The sequence below is a fragment of the Isoptericola sp. b408 genome, assembly GCF_030588085.1.
GTDB classification, from domain to species: Bacteria; Actinomycetota; Actinomycetes; order Actinomycetales; family Cellulomonadaceae; genus Isoptericola; species Isoptericola sediminis.
Genome location: NZ_JAUQYQ010000003.1, coordinates 446,345 through 466,772 on the forward strand (window position 1 = coordinate 446,345; position 20,428 = coordinate 466,772).

Consider the following 20,428-nt stretch of genomic DNA (forward strand, 5'->3'; position numbering starts at 1 on the left):
GGTGCGCATCGACGTCGTCACCATCTTCCCGGACTACCTGGCCGCCCTCGACCTGTCGCTGGTGGGTAAGGCACGGCGTGCGGGTCTGCTCGACCTGCGCGTGCACGACCTGCGTGACTGGACCGACGACCGTCACCGCACGGTCGACGACACCCCGTTCGGCGGCGGCGCGGGCATGGTCATGCGTCCCGACGTGTGGGGGCGCGCGCTGGACGACCTCCTGCCCGCCGACGGGCCCGCGCGGCTCGTGGTGCCCGCGCCGTCGGGGGAGGTCTTCACCCAGCGGCGTGCCGAGGCCCTGGCGACCGAGGAGCACCTGGTCGTGGCCTGCGGGCGGTACGAGGGCATCGACGCCCGCGTGGTCGAGCACTACCGGGACCGCGGCGTCGCCGTGGACGAGCTGTCCCTGGGGGACTACGTCCTCAACGGGGGCGAGGTCGCCGCGCTGGTGATGGTGGAGGCGGTCGGCCGGCTCCTGCCGGGCGTCGTGGGCAACCCGCACTCGCTGGTCGAGGAGTCGCACGGGGAGGCCGGGCTGCTCGAGTACCCGGTCTACACCAAGCCGCCGGTCTGGCAGGGGCGCGAGGTGCCCGACGTGCTGCTCTCCGGCCACCACGCGCGGATCGAGCGCTGGCGCCGCGACGAGGCGTTGCGCCGGACCGCCCGCCGACGTCCCGACATGATCGCCGCCCTCGGCGAGGACGCCCTGGACCGACGGGACCGCGAGGTGCTGGCGGAGGCGACGGGTGACGCCGACGCGTCGGTCGGTGAGGCGTCTCACGACGCCGACGCCTGACCCCGGTCGGTCCGGTGTGGCAGAATAGGGCGCCGGTGTGTCGCGGCCCGAGCTCTGCCACAGGGGAGACCATCGGGCTCCGAGCCGACGCACCCACCATGACGACATCCGGTCCGCACCGGCGGACCCAGAGCTTGCGCTGACCTGTGGCAGCGTGGGGGAGACAACCATGAAGACGCTCGACTTCGTCGACGCAGCCTCGCTGCGCTCGGACATCCCGGACTTCCGCGCCGGCGACACCGTCAAGGTCAACGTGAAGGTCATCGAGGGCAACCGCTCTCGTGTCCAGGCGTTCCAGGGCGTCGTGATCGCCCGGCGCAACAGCGGCGTGGGCTCGACCTTCACGGTCCGCAAGGTCAGCTTCGGCGTCGGCGTGGAGCGCACGTTCCCGGTGCACGCCCCGACGGTCGACTCGGTCGAGGTCGTCACCCGCGGTGACGTCCGTCGCGCCAAGCTCTACTACCTGCGCGAGCTGCGCGGCAAGAAGGCGAAGATCCGCGAGAAGCGCGAGACCCCCAAGAAGTGATCGCCGGCGGCTCAGGCCGCCGCTGCGAGCCCGACGGGCGGCCCTCCTCGAGGAGGGCCGCCCGTCGGCGTCTCCGGGCACCCGGGGTTTCGCGCGCCGTCCGGCGATCTGGCAAGGTGTGGTCGTGGCAGACTCCGATCCCATGACCTCCGCGCCGGACCGACCCGAGGACCCGGGCCGTCCGTCCGACGACGTCGTGGGACGACCGCACGGCCACGACGACGCCGTCCGCGCCTCCACCCCGCCGGCGCACGCCGCCACGTCCAGGGAGGCCCCGCGCAGCCGGAGCCTCGGGTTGCTGCGCGAGACCGCCATCATCGTGGTCTCCGCGCTGGTGCTGTCGTGGCTGATCAAGACCTTCCTCGTGCAGGCCTTCTACATCCCGAGCTCGTCGATGGAGGACACGCTCCAGGTCGGGGACCGGGTCATGGTCTCGCGACTCGTCCCGGGTCCGCTGGACGTCAACCGGGGCGACATCGTCGTCTTCCAGGACCCCGGCGGCTGGCTCCCGCCGTTCGAGGAGCCGGACCGCGGCCCGGTCGGCAACGCCGTCCGGGACGCCGCCACCTTCGTCGGGCTGCTCCCGCAGGACGCCGGGGACCACCTCATCAAGCGCGTCGTCGGCACCCCGGGGGACACCGTGGCGTGCTGCGACGACCAGGGCCGCGTGACGGTCAACGGCGTCGCCGTCGAGGAGGGCGAGTACCTCGCCGCCGGGGCGGTCCCGAGCCAGACGGACTTCGAGCACGAGGTCCCCCCTGACATGCTGTTCGTCATGGGCGACAACCGGCAGAACTCGCAGGACTCCCGCTACAACACCGGGAAACCCGGTGGCGGGTTCGTCCCGCTGGACAACGTGGTCGGCAACGCGTGGGTCATCATGTGGCCCTTCGAGGACGCCCGCCTGCTGCGCAACCCCTCCGACGTCTTCGCCGACGTGCCCGCGCCCGAGGGTGCCGCTCCATGACCACCCGGCCCGGGCGGCGCAGCCCGACGCTGCGCGCCGAGCGAGCACTGCTGGCCGACGGCGCCCGCCTCGTCGGCGGCATGGACGAGGTCGGCCGGGGCGCCCTGGCCGGACCCGTCAGCGTCGGCCTGGTGGTCGTCGACGCCGGCACCCGGACCGCGCCGCGCGGGCTGACCGACTCCAAGCTGCTCGCCCCGAAGGTCCGCGAGGCGATGGTCGACCCGCTGCGCCGGTGGGCCGTGGCCTGGGCCGTGGGGCACGCGGGCCCCGCCGAGATCGACGCGCACGGCATCGTGGCGGCGCTGCGGCTCGCCGGGCGCCGGGCGCTGGCGCAGATCCGTCGCACGCACGGCGACGTCGACGTCGTCCTCCTCGACGGGTCGCACGACTGGCTCAGCCCGCCGGGTGCGGATCTCTTCGAGGCCGCCGACCTCGACCCCGGCGGCGCGCTCGACGCCCCGGAACCCGGGGTACGGACCATGGTCAAGGCGGACCTGCAGTGCTCCTCGGTGGCCGCGGCCAGCGTGCTGGCCAAGGTCGAGCGGGACGGCCTGCTCAGCCGGCTGGCCGCCCAGTACCCCCACTACGCCTGGGAGCAGAACAAGGGCTACTCGGCCCCCGCGCACCTGGACGGCCTGCGACGCCGGGGGCCGACGCCCCAGCACCGGCGGTCGTGGAACCTGCGGGTGCTCGACGACACGCCCGCCCTCGAGCGGGAGGGGTCGGGTGACCCGCCGGTGTCGGCGGACCTCGTCACGCTGGAGGCCGCCGCGGCCTCCGAGGAGGCAGTCCCGCGCTACCGGGTGGGATGATGACCCGGTGAGCGCTGAGGACCTCGAGAACTACGAGAACGACGCCGAGCTGGCCCTCTACCGCGAGTACCGGGACGTGGTGGGTCTCTTCTCGTACGTGGTGGAGACCGAACGACGCTTCTACCTCGCCAACCAGGTCGACCTGCAGGTGCGGTCCGCCGCGGGCGAGGTGTACTTCGAGCTCCGGCTGAACGACGCCTGGGTCTGGGACGTCTACCGGTCGGCGCGGTTCGTGAAGTCGGTCCGGGTGGTGACGTTCAAGGACGTCAACGTCGAGGAGCTCGCCAAGGCCGAGATCGCGCTCTAGGGACCTCCCCGCGACATCGCGTCGGGCACGGCCGTCCACAGCCACGCCCTCGGGCCGGTTGTGCACAGCTGAGGTCGGTACGCCTCGGCTCGCCGCCCGCGGCGGAGCAGGCTCGGTCGCGGAGGTGGTTCCGTGCGAGCCAAGGATGCCGTCGGACGGCACGGCGAACGGGTGGCGGCCCGCTACCTGACCGCCCGCGGGTACGAGGTCCTCGACCGCAACTGGCGGGGGACCGGCGGCGAGCTGGACCTCGTCGCGAGTCACGAGGGCGTCGTGGTGGTCGTCGAGGTCAAGACGCGACGGGGGACCGGCTACGGCTATCCCGCGGAGGCCGTGACCCCCGACAAGCTGCGGCGGATCCGTCGACTGACCGGCGAGTGGCTGCGGACGCACCCCGGAGGGTGGCGCGAGGTCCGGGTCGACGTCGTCGGCGTCCTGCTCCCGCCGTCCGGGGCCGCCCGGGTGGAGCACCTGCGAGGGGTGCTCTGATGGGGTACGCGACGACCACGGGGGTCGCGCTGACGGGTATGGAGGGCCACGTCGTGGACGTCCAGGCCCAGCTCGCCCGCTCGCTGCCCGGTTTCACGCTCGTCGGGCTGCCGGACACCGCGCTGGCTGAGTCGCGGGACCGGGTCCGCGCCGCCGTGCTCTCGGCCGGCATCGAATGGCCCCAGCGGAAGATCACCGTCAACCTCTCGCCCGCCTCGTTGCGCAAGTCGGGCTCCGGCTTCGACCTCGCGATCGCCGTGGCCGTCCTCGCCGGCCACGGGGTGGTGCCGGCCGCCCGCGTCGCGCGGGTGCTGCACCTGGCCGAGCTGGGACTGGACGGTCGCCTCCAGCCCGTGCGCGGGGTGCTTCCGGCGGTCGCGGCCGCCGTCGCCGCCGGGCTGCGGGACGTCGTCGTCGCGGCCGGGGACGCGGCCGAGGCCGCGCTCGTCCCCGGGGCGCGCGTCCACGGAGCGGCGCACCTCGGCGACGTCGTGCTCCGCCACGGTGGCCGCCTGCGTCACCACCGCACCGTCGAGCCCGTGGTCCCCGTGCGGTCGGTGGCGCCGCCGCGGGCCGATCAGGACCTCGCCGACGTCGTCGGCCAGGTCGAGGCGCGCACCGCGCTGGAGATCGCCGCGGCCGGCGGCCACCACCTGGCCATGGTCGGCCCGCCCGGCGCGGGCAAGACGATGCTCGCCGCCCGGCTGCCGGGCATCCTGCCCGACCTCACCGAGGCCGAGGCCGTCGAGGTCACGGGCGTGCACTCGGTGGCCGGCACGTTCGACCCCGGCGGCGGGCTCGTGCGGCGTCCGCCCTTCGAGGACCCGCACCACACGGCCACGCCCGCGGCCATCGCCGGTGGCGGGACCGGTGTGGCCCGCCCGGGAGCCGTGTCCCGGGCGCATCGGGGTGTGCTCTTCCTCGACGAGGCGCCCGAGTTCTCGCCCCGGGTGCTGCAGACCCTGCGGCAGCCCCTGGAGTCCGGTGAGCTGGTGCTCCACCGCAGCGGGGGCGCCGCCCGCTACCCGGCCCGGTTCCAGCTCGTGCTCGCCGCCAACCCCTGCCCGTGCGGCATGTCCGACACCCGTGCCGGCCAGGACTGCACGTGCACGGTGACCGCGCGACGTCGCTACCTGGCGCGACTCTCCGGCCCTCTGCTCGACCGGGTGGACCTCCGGGTGCACGTCACGGGCCCCAGCCGTGCCGACCGACTGCTCGGCGGGGCGGGTGAGTCGACCCGCGTCGTCGCGGACCGTGTCGCCGTCGCGCGTGGGCGGGCCCGGGAGCGGCTGCGCGGCACCCCGTGGCGCACCAACGCCGAGCTGCCCGGACCCTGGCTGCACGACAGGCTGGGGAAGGAACGCGCCGTGCTCGGTCCCGTCGAACGGCTGGTCGACGACGGCGGGCTGTCCCTGCGCGGCGCCCACCGGGTGCTGCGCGTCGCGTGGACCGTGGCCGACCTCGACGGGCGCGACCTGCCCGGCCGGGCCGACGTGGACACCGCGCTGGCGCTCAGATCGGCAGGACCCCGTGGCTGAACCGCACCGCGGCTCCACGTCGCCGTCCCGGCCCGCCGTGCGCTTCGACCTCGACGACCCGGTGCTGGCGGCCGCCGCCTGGAGCCGGGTCGCCGAACCCGGGGACGTCGTGGCCGGCGCACTCGTCGAGCACCTCGGTGCCGCCGGCGCGCTGCGCTGGCTCGTCGACGCCGCGACCGACCCGGCCGGGGCGCGGCGGGCCGCCCGGATCGACCGGCTGCCCCTCCCGGAGTCGCCGACGGTGCCGGGTGGCCCGTCCCCGGGTGTCCGGGACGGAGCCGACGCGGTGTCGCGGCTCGCTGCCGCCGTCCGGCGCTGGGCACCCCGACTGGACAGCCTCGACCCGCGCCGCGAGCTCCGGGTCCTCGAGCGGTGCGGTGGAGCGCTCGTCACCCGGGACGACCCGCACTGGCCGGCCGCGTTCGCGGACCTCGGCCCGACGGCGCCGTTCGCCCTGTGGGTGCGCGGACGTGCCGACGTGGCCGCCTGGGCCGAGCGATCGGTGGCGCTGGTCGGGTCGCGCGCCTCGACCAGGTACGGCGAGCGTGTCACCGAGGAGCTCGCCGCGGGGCTCGCCGACCGGGGGTTCACGGTCGTGTCCGGCGGCGCGTACGGCATCGACGCCTCCGCGCACCGCGGGGCGCTCGCGGCCGCCGGGACCACCTGCGCCGTGCTCGCCGGGGGTGTGGACCGGTACTACCCCCAGGGCAACGACGGGTTGCTGCGCCGCACGGTCGACGACGGCGGTGCGGTGCTCAGCGAGGTCCCGCCGGGGTCGGCGCCCTTTCGTCAGCGGTTCCTCGCCCGCAACCGGCTCATCGCGGCGCTGACGAGGGCCACCGTCGTCGTGGAGGCGGCCCGAAGGTCGGGCGCGCTGTCGACGGCGCGCCGGGCGGCGGATCTGCTGCGCCCGCTCGGAGCGGTGCCGGGACCGGTGACGTCGATGGCGTCCGCGGGGTGCCACGGCCTGCTGCGGGACGGCGCCGCCGTCTGCGTGACCTCGGCGGCGGAGGTGGCCGAGCTGGCCGGCCGGATCGGCCATGACGCCGAGCCCGACGGCCCGGCGGACGGCGACGACCTCCTCGGCGAGCTCGGGCCGGACGAGCGGATGCTGCGGGACGCCCTGCCCCTGCGCTCAGGCGCCACGGTCGACGGTCTCGCCCGCAGCGCCGGGCTCTCCCCCCGACGGGTGCTGACGCTGCTGGGAGGGTTCGAGCGCCGCGGACTGGCACGCTGCGACGCGGGTCGGTGGTCGTGGGTCCGGTGAGGTCCGAGGCTCGCGGCGTCCACGGGAGGAAACGCCGGACGACCTGCGGCGTCACCGTGCCGTGGCGGGGCAGACTGACCCCGATGACCGACCCGGACGTCCCGCCGCTGCCCACCGCGCTCGCCGGCGCGGTGGACGACTTCTCGCGGCACCTGGCCACGCGGCAGGGACACTCGGCGCACACCCGTCGCGCCTACCGCGCCGACGTCACCGCGCTGCTCCGGTACGCCGTCCGGCACGGTGCGGCCGGCCTGGACGGGGTCGACCTGACGATGCTGCGCGGTTGGCTGGGTGCCCAGGCGGACCGCGGCCTGGCCCGGGCGACCCTGGCCCGCCGGGGCGCGGCGGCGCGGGCCTTCCTGCGCTGGGCGCACCACGAGGGACTCCTCGCCCACGACCCGTCGGCGCGGCTGGCCAACCCGCGCGTTCCGCGGACGCTGCCGACCGTGCTGTCGACGCAGGCCGCCGCCCGATTGCTCGACACCGCGCGATCGGACGCGGAGGAGGCCGAGCCGGAGGACCGGCCGGCCGCGTTGCGGGCGTGGGCGGCGGCCGAGCTCCTCTACGGGTCCGGCATTCGCGTGGGCGAGCTCACGGCGGTCGACACCACGGACGTGGACGTCGCCGAACGGATCGTGCGGGTGCTCGGCAAGGGGGGCAAGGAGCGTGTCGTCCCCTTCGGTGTCCCCGCGGCGCGGGCGCTGCGGGCGTGGCTCGCCGAGGGACGGCCGGAGCTCGTCCGGGCGGACTCCCCGACGGCGCTCTTCCTCGGCGACCGCGGCGGCCGCTGGGGACAGCGCCAGGCCCGCGACGCCGTGCACCGGCTGGCGGACCGGGCCGAGGTCGACGACGTCGCGCCGCACGCCCTGCGGCACTCGGCCGCGACGCACCTGCTGGCCGGCGGGTCCGACCTGCGCTCGGTGCAGGAGGTGCTGGGCCACGCCGACCTGGGCACGACGCAGCGCTACACGCACGTGGACGCCGAGCGGCTGCGCCGGGTCTTCGAGCAGGCGTTCCCCCGGGCGTGAGGGGCCGGCGAGCTGTTCACCGTCGCGGCAGCAGCACCACGGGTGCCGCGAGGCCGACGAGGAGCAGCGGGTCGAGGTAGCGGTCACCGCGCCGGACGCCCCAGTGCAGGCAACCCTGCCGGCCGCAGTGCGACCGGGCGTCCGCGGCGACGACGGCGACGGGTGAGCCGCGGTCGACGTGGTCGCCCACCGCGCCGAGCGCGGTCGCGGGTTCGAACGTCGACCGCAGCTCCCCGTGACGGACCACGACCACGGGTTTGTCGCCGACCCGGCCGGCGAAGACGACCCGGCCCGTCGCGGGCGCCCGGACCGGGTCGCCGGGGTCGGCCGGCAGGTCGACGCCCCGGTGACCGGGTCGCCACGGCTCGGCCGGCAGGTCGGCGTGCGCCAGCACCGGACCCGGGCGTGGGAGCTCCCACGGCCCGGCGGGCAGGGGCGAGGAGACGAGCCCGGGGGAGAGGGCGGCGCCGGTGCGCGACGCGGCGGCCGACGGCGTGGGGGCGGGGCCGGCCGGTACGACCCCGAGGACGAGCGCCGGCAGCAGGACCACCACCGCCGCGCGCGACACCGTGGTGCGTCCTCGTGCGCGGCGGGGCGGGGGGCGGTGCGGAGCCATGACGACACCGTGCCGTGGCGGGGCCCGCCGACGCTCCGCCGCCTCCCGGCGACTGTGGACGAGGCGGACGGGGCGTGGCCGCCGACGTGCGCGAGAACACCCCGGCGACCGTCCGTCGGTCGCGGTCGTGTCGGGTAGACTGCTGGCTGCGACCAGTCGTGTCCGCTCCCGCCTCGTTCCTCGCGTCGTCGACGCGTGCGCGAGACGCGGTCCGGCGCGGAGGGTCGACATCGCGCGTCACGTGGTGCCCGGCACGGTCCCCCAGGGATCGACGGGCACCGCCACCACGGCAGCGGTCCGCATCCCACGGGTGCGGTGCCGGGGCGGCGTGGCGCCAGGGGTGGTCGGGCCCGATGCCCACCACCGACAACCGAAGCACCTGCGACCGTCGACGACGTCGGCGGTCGCCCGATGCGTGCGGCACCGGGTGGATCCCGGACCGCACGGCGAAAGGACCAGCCATGGCCGTCGTGACCATGCGTCAGCTCCTCGAGAGCGGTGTCCACTTCGGGCACCAGACCCGCCGTTGGAACCCGAAGATGAAGCGCTTCATCTTCACCGAGCGCAACGGCATCTACATCGTCGACCTGCAGCAGTCGCTGTCGTACATCGACCGCTCCTACGAGTTCGTCAAGGAGACGGTCGCCCACGGCGGCACGATCCTGTTCGTCGGCACCAAGAAGCAGGCCCAGGAGGCCATCGCCGAGCAGGCGTCCCGCGTCGGCATGCCCTACGTCAACCACCGTTGGCTCGGCGGCATGCTGACCAACTTCACCACCGTGCACAAGCGTCTCCAGCGCCTCAAGGAGCTCGAGGAGATCGACTTCGACGACGTCGCCGGCTCCGGCCTGACGAAGAAGGAGCTCCTCGTCCTGCGCCGCGAGAAGGACAAGCTCTCGCGCACGCTGGGCGGTATCCGCGACATGGCCAAGACGCCGTCGGCCGTGTGGATCGTGGACACCAACAAGGAGCACCTCGCCGTCGACGAGGCCCGCAAGCTGGGCATCCCCGTCGTGGCGATCCTCGACACCAACTGCGACCCCGACCTGGTCGACTACGCGATCCCGGGCAACGACGACGCGATCCGCTCCGTCACGCTGCTGACGCGGGTCATCGCCGACGCGGCCGCCGAGGGCCTCATGCAGCGCGCCTCCGGCAAGAAGGGCGAGGCGACCACCGAGGAGTCCGAGCCGCTGGCCGAGTGGGAGCGCGAGCTCCTCGCCGGCGCCGAGGGCGACCAGGCCGCCGACGCCGCGCAGCCGGTCGCGCCGGCCGAGGGCGCCGCCGCGAGCGAGGGTGCCACGGGCGCCGGTGACGCCGTCGCCCCGGGTGCCGACGCCGCTCCGGCCGCCGAGGCCGTCGCCGTGGCCGAGCCCGAGGCCGAGGCCAAGACCGAGAAGTCCGAGTGAGCCGCGGGGGGGGGGGGGGGGGGGCGCGCCCCCCCCCCCCCCCCCCCCCCCGCCTCACCGCCCACCGCACACCAGCACGGAGGACATCCCCCATGGCGAACTACACCGCCGCTGACATCAAGGCCCTGCGTGAGCGCACCGGCGCCGGCATGCTCGACGTCAAGAAGGCGCTCGACGCGGCCGACGGCAACACGGACCAGGCCATCGAGATCATCCGCAAGAAGGGCCTGGCCAAGGCGGCCAAGCGCGAGGGCAACACCGCCTCCGAGGGTCTCGTCGCGGCGACGATCACCGACGCTGCCGATGGCCAGGTCGCCACGATGGTCGAGCTGAACGCGGAGACGGACTTCGTCGTCAAGAACGAGAACTTCGTCGCGCTGGCCGACACGGTGCTGCAGGCCGCCGCGGCCGCCGGTGCCACCGACGCCGAGTCGGCCCTGGCCGCCCCGGCCGGTGACAGCACGGTCGCCGACACGATCGCCGCCCAGGGCGCCACCATGGGCGAGAAGGTCGTGCTGCGCCGCGTCGCGCGCGTCGAGGGCCCGAAGGTCACCGCCTACCTGCACAAGACCGCCAAGGACCTGCCGCCGTCGATCGGCGTCCTGGTCGTGACGGACGCCGCGGGCGAGGAGGTCGCCAAGGACGTGGCCCAGCACATCGCCGCGCTGGCCCCGCAGTACCTGACCCGCGACGACGTCCCCGCGGACATCGTCGAGAAGGAGCGCGAGATCGCCCGCGAGCGGTCGATCGCCGAGGGCAAGCCCGAGGCCGCGCTGCCGAAGATCGTCGAGGGTCGCCTCAACGGCTTCTTCAAGGAGGCCGTGCTGGTGGACCAGCCGCTGGCGAAGGACACCAAGACGACCGTCGGCAAGCACGTCGAGGCGGCGGGCGGCCAGCTGCTCGGCTTCGTGCGCTTCCGCGTCGGCAACTGATGTGACCACGGCCCGGCCGCACCGGCGACGGATGCGGCCGGGCCGTCGTGCGTCCGCTCCCGGTACCTCCCCGGGCGGACGACGGCATCCGATGCCAGGATGCGCCAGGAGAGGGACCCGTACGGGGCGACCCGGACGACGACGAGACGGACGGTGGCATGACGCACTTCGACCAGGACCAGATCGTGACCGGGCACGTCCCGCCGAAGGACGCCGACACCCGGCGGGTGCTGCTCAAGCTGTCCGGTGAGACGTTCGGCGGCGGCGCCGTCGGTCTGGCCAGCGACGTCGTGCGCCGGGTCGCCCAGGAGATCGGCGAGGCCGTGCGCCAGGGCGTGCAGGTCGCCATCGTCGTCGGCGGCGGGAACTTCTTCCGCGGCGCCGAGCTGTCCCGTGCCGGTCTGGACCGGGCCCGCGCGGACTACATGGGCATGCTGGGCACGGTGATGAACTGTCTGGCGCTGCAGGACTTCCTCGAGCAGGACGGCGTCAAGACGCGGGTCCAGACGGCGATCACGATGGGCCAGGTCGCCGAGCCGTACATCCCGCTGCGTGCCATGCGCCACCTGGAGAAGGGTCGCGTGGTCATCTTCGGCGCCGGCGCCGGCATGCCGTACTTCTCCACCGACACGGTCTCGGTGCAGCGCGCCCTGGAGACGCACTGCGACGAGGTTCTCATGGGCAAGAACGGCGTCGACGGTGTCTACACCGCCGACCCCCGCACCGACGCGTCGGCCGAGCGGCTCGAGCACCTCACCTACACGGACGCCCTCGTGCGCGGACTGAACGTGATGGACGCCACGGCCCTGTCGATGTGCCGGGACAACGACGTGCACATGCGTGTCTTCGGCCTGGAGGAGACCGGTAACGTGACCCGTGCACTGCTCGGCGAGAAGATCGGGACCTCCGTCACCACCCGCTGAGCGTGCACCGACCCCCCTAACCATCACGAGCAAGGAGCACCCGGGTGATCGACGACACCCTCCTCGAGGCCGAGGAGAAGATGGACACGGCGATCGAGTTCGCCAAGGAGCAGTTCGGTGCGATCCGGACCGGTCGCGCGAACGCCGGCATGTTCTCCTCGCTCGAGGTGGACTACTACGGCGCGCCGACGCCCCTGCAGCAGCTGGCGTCCTTCAACATCCCCGACGGGCGGACCGTCCTCATCTCCCCGTTCGACAAGAGCTCGATGTCGGCGATCGAGAAGACGCTGCGCGAGTCCGACCTCGGTGTGAACCCGTCCAACGACGGCAACACGATCCGCGTCGTCATGCCGACGCTGACCGAGGAGCGTCGCCGCGACTACGTCAAGCTCGCCAAGACCAAGGCCGAGGACGCGCGCATCTCCGTGCGTGGCGTGCGCCGCAAGGCCAAGGAGCAGATCGACAAGGCGGTCAAGGACGGCGAGGTCGGTGAGGACGAGGGTGCCCGCGCGGAGAAGGAGCTCGAGGCGCTGACCAAGAAGCACGTCGACCTCGTGGACCAGCTGCTCGCCCACAAGGAGAGCGAGCTGCTCGAGGTCTGATGTCCCCCGTCGACGCGCAGCGCCGGCCGTCCCGAGCCGGACGCAACCTCCCCGCCGCCGTCGCGGTCGGGCTCGGGCTGCTCCTGCTGCTCGCCGCCTCGCTCTGGTTCCGGCCCGAGCCCTTCGTGGCGTTCGCGGTCGTGGCCCAGAGCGCAGCCCTGTGGGAGCTGCGCGTCGCCTTCGCCCGGCGTGCGATCCAGATCCCGCTGACCCCGCTGCTCGTGGGCGGGGCCGGCATGGCCGTGTCGGCGTACGCCGCCGGGCCCGAGGCGCTGCTGGTGGCGTTCATGCTCACCGTCGGCGCGGTCGTGGTCTGGCGGGTGCTGGACGGCTCCGGCCCACGAGCGCTGCGGGACGCGGCCGCCGGCGTGTTCGCCGCGACGTACCTGCCGTTCATGGCGGGCTTCGTGATGCTCATCCTGGACCAGCCGGACGGCGAGCTGCGGGTGGCGCTCTTCGTCCTGCTGGCCGTCGCGAACGACGTCGGCGGCTACGCCTCCGGGGTGTTCTTCGGGCGCCATCCCATGGCACCCTCGGTCAGTCCCAAGAAGAGCTGGGAGGGGCTGGCCGGCTCGGTGGCCCTGACCACCACGGTGGGGATCGTCGGAGCGCTGTTCGTGCTGGACGCCCCGTGGTGGCTCGGCATCGGCCTCGGCGTCCTCACCGCGGTCACCGCGACGGCCGGCGACCTGGCGGAGTCCCTGATCAAGCGTGATCTCGACCTGAAGGACATGGGGTCGCTGCTGCCCGGCCACGGCGGCGTCCTCGACCGCCTGGACTCCCTGGTCGTCACCGCCCCGTTCGTCTACCTGGTCATGGCCGCCACGGTCTGAGCTGCGAAGGAACTACTCATGGCACCACCGAACGCCCCCACCGGGGCCGGCGCCGACCTCGGCATCCCCGCGGTGCGCCCCTCCGACGAGACCGCGCCGATGCCGCTGCAGATGGCGCCCCGCCGTCGCGGCAAGCCGCCGAAGCACTTCGCGGACCTCACCCCCGCCGAGCGCGTCGCCTCGGTCGCCGAGATGGGCGAGAAGCCGTTCCGCGCCAAGCAGCTCGCCGCGCACTACTTCACGCACTTCACCTCCGACCCGTCGGAGATGACCGACCTGCCCAAGGCCACCCGGGACCAGCTGGCGGAGACGATGTTCCCGCCGCTGATCCGCCCCACCCGGCGGATGGAGGCCGACGGCGGCACCACCGTCAAGACGTTGTGGCACCTGTTCGACGACGCCAAGGTCGAGTCGGTGCTGATGCGCTATCCGCACCGGACCACGCTGTGCGTGTCCTCGCAGGCGGGGTGCGGCATGGCGTGCCCGTTCTGCGCCACAGGTCAGCTCGGGCTGACCCGCAACCTGTCGACGGCCGAGATCCTCGAGCAGGTCCGGGACGCCTTCCGTGCGCTGGACCGCGGGGAGATCCCGGGCGGCCCCGCCCGCCTGAACAACCTCGTGTTCATGGGGATGGGGGAGCCGCTGGCGAACCCGCGCGCCGTCATCGAGACGGTCAAGGCCCTGGTGGCGCCCGCCCCCGAGGGGTTCGGCATGTCGGCGCGCAACATCACCGTGTCGACCGTCGGTCTGGTGCCCGCGATGCGCAAGCTCGCCGACCTCGGCATCCCCGTCACGCTCGCCCTGTCGCTGCACGCGCCGGACGACGACCTGCGCAGCGAGCTGGTGCCGATCAACACGCGCTGGAGCGTCGACGAGGCGATCGACGCTGCGCGGCACTACTACGAGGTGACCGGCCGGCGCGTGTCCATCGAGTACGCGCTCATCAAGGACATGAACGACCACGGCTGGCGTGCCGACCTGCTCGCGGAGAAGCTCAACGCCCGCGGCAGGGGCTGGGTGCACGTCAACCCGATCCCGCTCAACCCGACCCCCGGCTCGATCTGGACGGCGTCCGACCGTTCCGTGGAGGACGAGTTCGTGGCACGATTGCGCGGGCACGGAATCCCGACCACGATCCGTGACACCCGCGGGAGCGACATCGACGGCGCCTGCGGGCAGCTGGCCGCCGAGGAGGACGACGACGAGTGAGCACGCTCTTTTCCACCGTGTCGAAGATGCGACAGGGGTACGACCCGGACGAGGTCGACGAGTTCTTCGACCACGCCCGTCAGGCGTACGAGGGGCAGACCCCCGAGCCGATGACGAACGCGGACGTCGCGGCGTCCACCTTCGACCTGGTGCGCGGTGGCTACAACACCCATGAGGTCGACGCGGCCCTGGACCGCCTGGAGGGCGCCTTCATCGCCCGGCAGCGGGCCGACTTCGTCAACGGCCACGGGCAGGAGGCCTGGATGGCCGCGCTGGCCGAGCGGGCCCGCACGCTGTACGGCCGCCTGGGACGTCCCGACGGTCAGAAGTTCGCCCCGGCCGAGCGCGGCCAGCAGGGCTACGACATGGACGACGTCGACGCGCTGTGCGACCGGCTCGTGGGGTACTTCGACCGCCAGGAGCCGCTGACGGCGGCCGAGCTCCGGTCGGCCACGTTCAGCCGCGCCAAGGGCAAGGACGCCTACGCCGAAGGGCCCGTGGACAAGTTCCTGGCCCGGGCGATCGAGGTGCTCCTCGGGGTCGAGTGACCTGGGATGATGGGGCCATGCCCCACGCCGCACGCACCCTGACCCTGCTCGGTTCCACCGGATCGATCGGCACGCAGGCCCTCGACGTCGTCGACGCCCACCCGGGCCGCTTCGTCGTCGAGGCGCTCAGCGCCGGAGGGTCCGACGTGGACACCCTGGCCGCCCAGGCGGCCCGGTACGGGGTGCGTGCCGTCGCGGTGGCCGACGCCGGCCGAGCGGACGCGCTGCGCGAGGCCCTGCGCGGAGCCATGGGGCCCGGCGCGGCCGAGGTCGAGGTGCTGGCCGGTCCGCAGGCCGCCGCCGAGGTGGCCGGACGCGGCAGCGACGTCGTGCTCAACGGCATCACCGGGTCCGTCGGCCTGCGTCCCACCCTGGCCGCCCTGGCGGCGGGGTCGACCCTGGCGCTGGCGAACAAGGAGTCCTTGGTGGTCGGCGGCGCGCTCGTCAAGGCGGCCGCTGCCCCCGGCCAGATCGTGCCGGTCGACTCCGAGCACTCCGCCATCGCGCAGGCGTTGCGTGGCGGGGCGCGCGAGGAGGTCCGCCGGATCGTCCTGACGGCCTCCGGCGGGCCGTTCCGCGGCCGGACCCGTGACGAGATCCGGACCGTGACCGCGGACCAGGCGCTCGCCCACCCGACGTGGGCGATGGGACCGGTGGTCACGGTGAACTCGGCGTCGCTGATGAACAAGGGCCTCGAGCTCATCGAGGCGCACCTGCTGTTCGACGTGCCCACCGACGACATCACCGTCGTCGTGCACCCGCAGTCGGTGGTGCACTCGATGGTCGAGTTCCGCGACGGCTCGACGATCGCGCAGGCCTCGCCGCCGGACATGCGCCTGCCCATCGCGCTGGGCCTGTCGTGGCCCGAGCGCCTCGACGTCGTCTCGCCGCCGTGCGACTGGACGCAGGCGGCGAGCTGGACCTTCGAGCCGCTGGACGAGCACACCTTCCCGGCCGTCGGGCTGGCGCGGGCGGCGGCCGCTGCCTCCGCCACCCACCCGGCGGTCTACAACGCCGCCAACGAGCAGGGCGTCGCCGCCTTCCTCGACGGGCGGATCGGGTTCCTCGACATCGTGGGCACCGTCGAACGGGTTCTTGGCGAGCACGAGGGCGCGGCAGCGGCGGACGTCACTCTCCAGGACGTCGAGGAGACCGAGACCTGGGCGCGCGCCCGGGCGGACGAGCTGCTCTCCCGCCGCTGAGGCGCGGCGGGGGCCGCCGGACCGGACAGCGACCTCCCAGGAAGGTCGCCTAGGCTGCTGGGGTGGACATCCTTCCTCTCGTCGTCGGCATCGTCGTCATCGTGGTCGGCATCCTCGTCTCGATCGCCCTGCACGAGGTGGGGCACATGGTGCCCGCCAAGAAGTTCGGCGTCCGGGTCAGCGAGTACATGGTCGGGTTCGGCCCGACCCTGTGGTCGCGCCGCAAGGGCGAGACCGAGTACGGCCTCAAGGCGATCCCGCTGGGCGGCTACGTGCGCCTCGTCGGCATGATGCCCCCCGCGCCGGCGGGCCGCCGCCCGCGCGAAGGGTTCTTCGGTCAGGTGATCGCCGACGCTCGCGACGCCAGCGTCTCCGAGATCCGGCCCGGCGAGGAGCACCGCGCGTTCTACCGGCTCTCCACCCCCAAGAAGCTGGTGGTGATGCTGGGCGGGCCCGTGATGAACCTCGTCATCGCCGTGGTGCTGCTCGCGGTGGTCTTCCTGGCGATCGGCATGCCCACCGCGACGACGACCGTCGCGCAGGTCGGCGACGACACCGCCGCGGCGTCCGCCGGGGTCGAGTCCGGGGACGAGGTCGTCGCCTTCGACGGGGAGCCCGTCGAGGACTGGAACCAGCTCGTCGGGATGATCAACGACGCGGCGGGGGAGCCCGTGCCGATGGTCGTCGAGCGGGACGGCGCGCAGGTCACCTTGACCGTCACCCCGACCCCGGCAGAGCGGCCGCAGACCGACGCCGACGGCTACCCCGTCCTCGACGCGGACGGCGAGCCGGTGCTGGTCGACGGCGCGCTGCTGGGCGTGACGTCGAGCGTGGAGCGGCAGGCGCTGCCGGTCTCGTCGGTCCCCGAGGCGATCTGGTTGCAGACCTCGGAGACCGCCAAGGCGATCGTCAGCCTGCCGGTGCGGGTGTACGACGCCGCCTACGAGGCGTTCACCGACGCGCCGCGCTCGCAGGACTCGGTGATGTCCGTGGTCGGCGTGGGGCGCGCGGCCGTGGACACCGCGGGGGCCGAGGACTACTCCGTGCTCGCCCGCGTCCAGCTGATGCTCATGCTGCTCGCCTCGTTGAACGTGGCGCTGTTCATGTTCAACCTCATCCCGCTGCTGCCCCTGGACGGCGGCCACGTGGCGAACGCGCTCTACGAGGGCGGCCGGCGCACGGTCGCCCGGGTGCGGGGGCACGCGCTGCCGGGACCGGCGGACGTCGCCCGCATGATGCCCGTGGCCTACGTGGTGTTCGTGCTCCTCATCGGTGTCGGTGCCGTGCTCATGGTGGCCGATCTGGTCGATCCCGTCCGGCTGTTCTGATCGCGAGCACGGCGTGGTGATCCGGTGACCATCAGGGCGTGACCGGGTCGGCGGTGCACAGCACGGGCAAAACCGCGCGATACTGGCGTGGTGACTGCAGTGAACCTCGGCATGCCCGCACCCCCCGCGCCCACGCTCGCCCCGCGGCGGAAGACCCGCAAGATCAAGGTCGGTGACGTCTACGTCGGTGGCGACGCCCCGATCAGCGTCCAGTCGATGACGACGACCAAGACCACCGACATCAACGGCACCCTCCAGCAGATCGCGGAGCTGACGGCCGCCGGCTGCGACATCGTGCGCGTCGCCTGCCCGACGCAGGACGACGCCGAGGCGCTGCCGATCATCGCGAAGAAGTCGCAGATCCCCGTGATCGCAGACATCCACTTCCAGCCCAAGTACGTGTTCGCCGCCATCGAGGCCGGCTGCGCCGCCGTGCGTGTGAACCCGGGCAACATCAAGAAGTTCGACGACCAGGTCAAGGAGATCGCCCAGGCGGCGAAGGACCACGGCACGTCGCTGCGCATCGGCGTCAACGCCGGCTCCCTGGACAAGCGGCTGCTGGAGAAGTACGGCAAGCCGACCCCGGAGGCGCTCGTCGAGTCCGCGGTCTGGGAGGCGAGCCTGTTCGAGGAGCACGACTTCCACGACTTCAAGATCTCCGTGAAGCACAACGACCCGGTCGTCATGGTGCGCGCCTACGAGCTGCTCTCGCAGCGGGGCGACTGGCCGCTGCACCTCGGCGTCACCGAGGCCGGCCCCGCCTTCCAGGGCACGATCAAGTCCGCCACGGCGTTCGGCGCCCTGCTCAGCCAGGGGATCGGCGACACCATCCGCGTGTCGCTGTCGGCCCCGCCGGTCGAGGAGGTCAAGGTCGGCACGCAGATCCTGCAGTCGCTCAACCTGCGGCCCCGCAAGCTGGAGATCGTCTCCTGCCCGTCCTGCGGCCGTGCCCAGGTGGACGTCTACGAGCTGGCCGACAAGGTGACCGCCGGGCTGGAGGGCATGGCGGTGCCGCTGCGGGTGGCGGTCATGGGCTGTGTCGTCAACGGTCCCGGTGAGGCGCGCGAGGCGGACCTCGGCGTCGCCTCCGGGAACGGCAAGGGGCAGATCTTCGTCAAGGGCGAGGTCATCAAGACCGTCCCCGAGGCGCAGATCGTCGAGACCCTCATCGAGGAGGCGAACCGCATCGCCGAGACGATGGACGCCCCCGAGAACGACGACCAGGCCGGTGCCGTGGTCACGGTGGGCTAGTCACGCACGAGGGCGACGGCCGAGGGGAGCACGCGATGGGATGGCGACCGGCGCTGCGCAGCCGGTCGCCCGCGCCCGGTGACGGGGGTGGCGCCGGGGCGCGGGTCCTCGGGGCGGAGGACCTGGTCGAGGCCCGACGGGTCTGCGCGCGGGAACCTGTCACGGGCGTGCTCGCCGCGGCCCGGCTCGACATCGCCCTGCACGTGGGGCTGGCAGCGGCCGGCGGCCAGGTCTGGGGCTACCCGGCGGCAGGTGACCTGCGCGCCGTGTGCTGGGCCGGGGCGAACCTCGTGCCCGTCGTGCCGTCGGCGCTGGACCGCTCCGACGCCGACGACGCCGTGGCCGCGTTCGCCGCCGTCGCGCGGGAGCAGGGTCGGCGCTCCAGCTCGATCGTGGGGGAGCGGCGGACCACCCTGCGGCTCTGGGAGCTGCTCTCCCCGGTGTGGCCGCCCCCGCGCGAGGTGCGTACCGACCAGCCGTCGCTGGTGCTCGACCACGACCCGCAGATCGACCCCGACCCCCGGGTCCGGGTCTCCGACCTCTCCGAGCTCGACCTGGTGCTGCCCGCCTGCGTGCGGATGTTCACCGAGGAGGTCGGGTACTCCCCGGTGGCGGGGGGCGGCAGCGCCTACGCGGCCCGGGTGCGCGCGCTCATCGCCGAACGACGCTCCTACGTCCGGATCGACCCGGACGACACCGGGGCGCCGCGGGTGGTGTTCAAGGCCGAGCTGGGCGCGGTGGCGGGTGGCGTGGCGCAGGTCCAGGGCGTGTGGGTCGACCCGGAGCTGCGCGGGCGGGGACTCGCCGCGTCCGGCATGGCCGCCGTCGTCGCCCTGACGCGGCAGCACGTCGCACCGGTGGTGTCGCTGTACGTCAACGGGTTCAACGCCCCGGCGCTCGCCACGTACCGTCGGGTGGGGTTCACCCAGGTCGGGACGTTCGCCACCGTCCTGTTCTGAGGCCGCGCTACCGCAGCAGCCGCGACATGCGCCGGTCGGCGAGCACGTGCCCCCCGGTCTGGCAGGTCGCGCAGTACTGCAGCGAGCGGTCGGCGAACGAGACCTCGCGCACCACGTCGCCGCACACCGGGCACGTCTGCCCGGTCCGTCCGTGCACCTGCATGCCGCGGCGCTTGGCGTCCTTCAGCTCGGCCGCCGGACGACCCTCCGCGGCGGCCACCGCGGCCGTGAGCGTGTCCACGACGGCCCGGTGCAGGGCGTCGACGGCGTCGTCGTCGAACGACCGCGTCAGCGCGAAGGGGGACACCTGGGCGGTGTGCAGGATCTCGTCGGAGTAGGCGTTGCCGATCCCGGCGATCGCGCGCTGATCGCGCAGCAGCCCCTTCACCTGCTGGTTGCGGGCCCGCAGCAGCTCGCCCAGCACGTCCGCCGTGAAGTCCTCGGACAGCGGCTCGACACCGAGCGTGCGGATCGCCTCCACCGCCTCCGCGTCCTCGACGACGTGCACGGCGACGCGTCGACGGGTACCGGCCTCGGCCACGTCGGCGCCGGCGCCGTCGTCGAACCGGAGGCGGAGCGTGAGCGACGCCCCGCGCGACCCGCCGCCCAGCCGGGGCCGGACCGGCGTGGTCGGTGCCTGCTCCCGCCAGCGGACCCAGCCGCCGCGGGCCAGGTGCACCGCCAGCGACGGGCCGTCGGTGGCGAGCACGAGCCACTTGCCCCGCCGTGACCAGCCGTGCACCGACCGGCCGACCAGGGCCGACAGCGGCGGGTCGTAGGTCTTGAGCGCGGCGACGGCCCCGACGTCGGCGGCCTCGATCGTGCGGCCCCGCGTCCGTCCGTCCAGGAAGCGGGCCAGCGCCTCCACCTCCGGCAGCTCCGGCAT

General features: G+C 73.8%; 22 protein-coding genes. 20 read left to right on the top strand and 2 right to left on the bottom strand.

Annotated features, from left to right (window positions below; genetic code table 11):
- The first annotated feature begins 1 nt into the window (after position 1).
- The 9 genes from trmD (at position 2) to Q6347_RS10760 (ending at position 7,730) form a co-directional block, all read left to right on the top strand.
- Positions 2-796: a tRNA (guanosine(37)-N1)-methyltransferase TrmD gene (gene trmD, locus Q6347_RS10720; RefSeq protein WP_304603648.1), complete on the top strand. Its 795-nt coding sequence runs from the start codon at positions 2-4 to the stop codon at positions 794-796.
- A 169-nt stretch (positions 797-965) separates the two neighbouring features.
- On the top strand, positions 966-1,322 hold the full coding sequence (gene rplS, locus Q6347_RS10725) for a 50S ribosomal protein L19 (RefSeq protein WP_171246863.1): 357 nt from the start codon (positions 966-968) through the stop codon (positions 1,320-1,322).
- A gap of 124 nt (positions 1,323-1,446) precedes the next feature.
- Positions 1,447-2,289, top strand: coding sequence for a signal peptidase I (gene lepB / locus Q6347_RS10730; protein WP_304607341.1), 843 nt, complete (start codon positions 1,447-1,449; stop codon positions 2,287-2,289).
- Positions 2,286-3,101 (top strand): ribonuclease HII, encoded by an 816-nt coding sequence (locus Q6347_RS10735; RefSeq protein WP_171246319.1) that lies wholly within the window; start codon positions 2,286-2,288, stop codon positions 3,099-3,101. The genes lepB and Q6347_RS10735 overlap by 4 nt, the downstream gene beginning before the upstream one ends.
- Before the next feature lie 7 nt (positions 3,102-3,108).
- Positions 3,109-3,408: a DUF2469 domain-containing protein gene (locus Q6347_RS10740; RefSeq protein WP_171246318.1), complete on the top strand. Its 300-nt coding sequence runs from the start codon at positions 3,109-3,111 to the stop codon at positions 3,406-3,408.
- Positions 3,409-3,540: 132 nt separating this feature from the next.
- Positions 3,541-3,897 carry a YraN family protein gene (locus tag Q6347_RS10745; RefSeq protein ID WP_304607342.1) on the top strand — a complete coding sequence of 119 codons (357 nt, stop codon included), beginning with the start codon at positions 3,541-3,543 and terminating at the stop codon, positions 3,895-3,897.
- Complete coding sequence (locus Q6347_RS10750; protein ID WP_304607343.1) at positions 3,897-5,435, top strand: YifB family Mg chelatase-like AAA ATPase; 1,539 nt, start codon at positions 3,897-3,899, stop codon at positions 5,433-5,435. Before Q6347_RS10745 ends, Q6347_RS10750 begins: the two co-directional genes overlap by 1 nt.
- On the top strand, positions 5,428-6,702 hold the full coding sequence (dprA, locus tag Q6347_RS10755; protein WP_304603652.1) for a DNA-processing protein DprA: 1,275 nt from the start codon (positions 5,428-5,430) through the stop codon (positions 6,700-6,702). Before Q6347_RS10750 ends, dprA begins: the two co-directional genes overlap by 8 nt.
- A gap of 83 nt (positions 6,703-6,785) precedes the next feature.
- Positions 6,786-7,730 (top strand): tyrosine-type recombinase/integrase, encoded by a 945-nt coding sequence (locus tag Q6347_RS10760; protein WP_304607344.1) that lies wholly within the window; start codon positions 6,786-6,788, stop codon positions 7,728-7,730.
- A 16-nt stretch (positions 7,731-7,746) separates the two neighbouring features.
- Here the strand turns inward: Q6347_RS10760 and Q6347_RS10765 are convergent, their stop codons facing one another.
- Positions 7,747-8,346: a murein hydrolase activator EnvC gene (locus tag Q6347_RS10765; RefSeq protein WP_304607345.1), complete on the bottom strand. Its 600-nt coding sequence runs from the start codon at positions 8,344-8,346 to the stop codon at positions 7,747-7,749.
- Positions 8,347-8,807: 461 nt separating this feature from the next.
- Here Q6347_RS10765 and rpsB point away from each other — a divergent pair, with 461 nt between their 5' ends.
- The 11 genes from rpsB (at position 8,808) to Q6347_RS10820 (ending at position 19,542) form a co-directional block, all read left to right on the top strand.
- Positions 8,808-9,755 (top strand): 30S ribosomal protein S2, encoded by a 948-nt coding sequence (gene rpsB, locus Q6347_RS10770; protein WP_304607346.1) that lies wholly within the window; start codon positions 8,808-8,810, stop codon positions 9,753-9,755.
- Between the two features lie 92 nt (positions 9,756-9,847).
- Positions 9,848-10,687 (top strand): translation elongation factor Ts, encoded by an 840-nt coding sequence (tsf, locus tag Q6347_RS10775; protein WP_171246293.1) that lies wholly within the window; start codon positions 9,848-9,850, stop codon positions 10,685-10,687.
- Positions 10,688-10,845: 158 nt separating this feature from the next.
- The gene (gene pyrH / locus Q6347_RS10780) at positions 10,846-11,610 is read left to right on the top strand and encodes a UMP kinase (protein WP_246246398.1); all 765 of its coding nucleotides are present in this window, start codon (positions 10,846-10,848) and stop codon (positions 11,608-11,610) included.
- Positions 11,611-11,654: 44 nt separating this feature from the next.
- Complete coding sequence (gene frr / locus Q6347_RS10785; protein WP_304607347.1) at positions 11,655-12,212, top strand: ribosome recycling factor; 558 nt, start codon at positions 11,655-11,657, stop codon at positions 12,210-12,212.
- Entirely contained in the window at positions 12,212-13,045 is an 834-nt protein-coding gene (locus tag Q6347_RS10790) for a phosphatidate cytidylyltransferase (protein WP_304607348.1), read from the top strand. The genes frr and Q6347_RS10790 overlap by 1 nt, the downstream gene beginning before the upstream one ends.
- Before the next feature lie 111 nt (positions 13,046-13,156).
- Positions 13,157-14,254 carry a 23S rRNA (adenine(2503)-C(2))-methyltransferase RlmN gene (gene rlmN / locus Q6347_RS10795; RefSeq protein ID WP_369810845.1) on the top strand — a complete coding sequence of 366 codons (1,098 nt, stop codon included), beginning with the start codon at positions 13,157-13,159 and terminating at the stop codon, positions 14,252-14,254.
- Entirely contained in the window at positions 14,251-14,802 is a 552-nt protein-coding gene (locus Q6347_RS10800) for a DivIVA domain-containing protein (protein ID WP_171246290.1), read from the top strand. Before rlmN ends, Q6347_RS10800 begins: the two co-directional genes overlap by 4 nt.
- A 17-nt stretch (positions 14,803-14,819) precedes the next feature.
- Positions 14,820-16,004 carry a 1-deoxy-D-xylulose-5-phosphate reductoisomerase gene (gene dxr, locus Q6347_RS10805; RefSeq protein ID WP_304607349.1) on the top strand — a complete coding sequence of 395 codons (1,185 nt, stop codon included), beginning with the start codon at positions 14,820-14,822 and terminating at the stop codon, positions 16,002-16,004.
- Between the two features lie 62 nt (positions 16,005-16,066).
- Entirely contained in the window at positions 16,067-17,332 is a 1,266-nt protein-coding gene (locus Q6347_RS10810; protein ID WP_304607350.1) for an RIP metalloprotease, read from the top strand.
- A gap of 90 nt (positions 17,333-17,422) precedes the next feature.
- Positions 17,423-18,583, top strand: coding sequence for a flavodoxin-dependent (E)-4-hydroxy-3-methylbut-2-enyl-diphosphate synthase (ispG, locus tag Q6347_RS10815; RefSeq protein WP_304603660.1), 1,161 nt, complete (start codon positions 17,423-17,425; stop codon positions 18,581-18,583).
- 35 nt (positions 18,584-18,618) lie between these two features.
- Positions 18,619-19,542: a DUF4081 domain-containing GNAT family N-acetyltransferase gene (locus Q6347_RS10820; RefSeq protein ID WP_304607351.1), complete on the top strand. Its 924-nt coding sequence runs from the start codon at positions 18,619-18,621 to the stop codon at positions 19,540-19,542.
- A 7-nt stretch (positions 19,543-19,549) separates the two neighbouring features.
- Here the strand turns inward: Q6347_RS10820 and Q6347_RS10825 are convergent, their stop codons facing one another.
- Positions 19,550-20,428, bottom strand: a complete 879-nt coding sequence (locus Q6347_RS10825) for an Fpg/Nei family DNA glycosylase (protein ID WP_304607352.1) — start codon at positions 20,426-20,428, stop codon at positions 19,550-19,552.